This window comes from Pseudomonas sp. 01L34, from assembly GCF_056400265.1.
In genome coordinates, this window is sequence record NZ_JBFTSX010000022.1 from 1 (window position 1) to 1,334 (window position 1,334).

Annotated in this window: 1 protein-coding gene; it reads right to left on the minus strand. The window is 62.5% G+C overall.

Annotation, left to right across the window (positions count from 1 at the left end; genetic code table 11):
- A partial coding sequence (locus tag AC1DQM_RS29775) for an immunoglobulin-like domain-containing protein (RefSeq protein ID WP_477747250.1) occupies positions 1–1,334 on the minus strand: 1,334 nt, incomplete at both ends.

Sequence of the window (1,334 nt, forward strand, 5' to 3'; positions counted from 1 at the left end):
GCGACCGAGTCGGTTGCCGACAGGCTGAGGGTGGTGGTGTCCGGGGTGTCGGTCACCGAGGTATCCGCCGACTTGCCGTCGACTTCCAGTTTCTCGTAGTTGCCGCCCTTGGCGTCGTCGATTTTGACGCTCAAAGAACCGCCGCCAGCGAGGGCATCGTTTGGCGCAACAAAGTTGACAGAACCGCTGCTGGCACCGATCGGAATGGTGATGGTCTGGCCATTGGACAGGGTCACGACCACCGGCGAACCGGTGACCGGTGCCGATACGGACGCTGTGTACACCACGGTGCCRCCYTCGGCGACGTTCGYGGTCGCAGTCAGCGAAACGGTGCTGGTGTCGATGGTGTCGTTGACGGTAGTGACTGCCGGGGCAGTGCTCGGCACCAGGTTCTCGAAATTGCCACCGGTGGCGGTAGAGATGGTGGCCTGGACCGTACCGGCATCTTTGTAAACGTCATCGGATGGAGCCGGGACGGTGACGGAGCCGGTGGTTTTACCCGCTTCGATGGTGATCACGGCGCCATTGCTCAACGTCACGGTCACTGGCGTGCCGGCGGCGTTGGTCAAGGTTGCGGTATAAACAATGGAACCACCTTCGGCCACCGAGTCGGTTGCCGACAGGCTGAGGGTGGTGGTGTCTGGGGTGTCGGTCACCGAGGTATCCGCCGACTTGCCGTCGACTTCCAGCTTCTCGTAGTTGCCGCCCTTGGCGTCGTCGATTTTGACGCTCAAAGAACCGCCGCCAGCGAGGGCATCGTTTGGCGCAACGAAGTTGACAGAACCGCTGCTGGCACCGACCGGAATGGTGATGGTCTGGCCGTTGGACAGGGTCACAACCACTGGCGAACCGGTGACCGGTGCCGATACGGACGCTGTGTACACCACGGTGCCACCCTCGGCGACGTTCGCGGTCGCACTCAGCGAAACGGTGCTGGTGTCGATCGTGTCGGTGACGGTGGTCACTGCCGGGGCAGTGCTCGGCACCAGGTTTTCGAAACTGCCACCGGTGGCGGTGGAAATGGTGGCCTGGACCGTACCGGCATCTTTGTAAACGTCATCGGATGGAGCCGGGACGGTGACGGTGCCGGTGGTTTTACCGGCATCGATGGTGATCACGGCACCGTTGCTCAGGGTCACGGTGACCGGTGTGCCGGCGGCATTGGTCAGGGTCGCGGTGTAAACAATGGAACCGCCTTCAGCCACCGAGTCGGTCGCGCTCAGGCTGAGGGTCGTGGTGTCGACGGTGTCGGTCACGGTGGTGCTGACCGGCGTTTTGTCCGCCACCAGATTTTCGTAATTGCCGCCGCTGACGTTGGTGATCGAGTTGGTCAG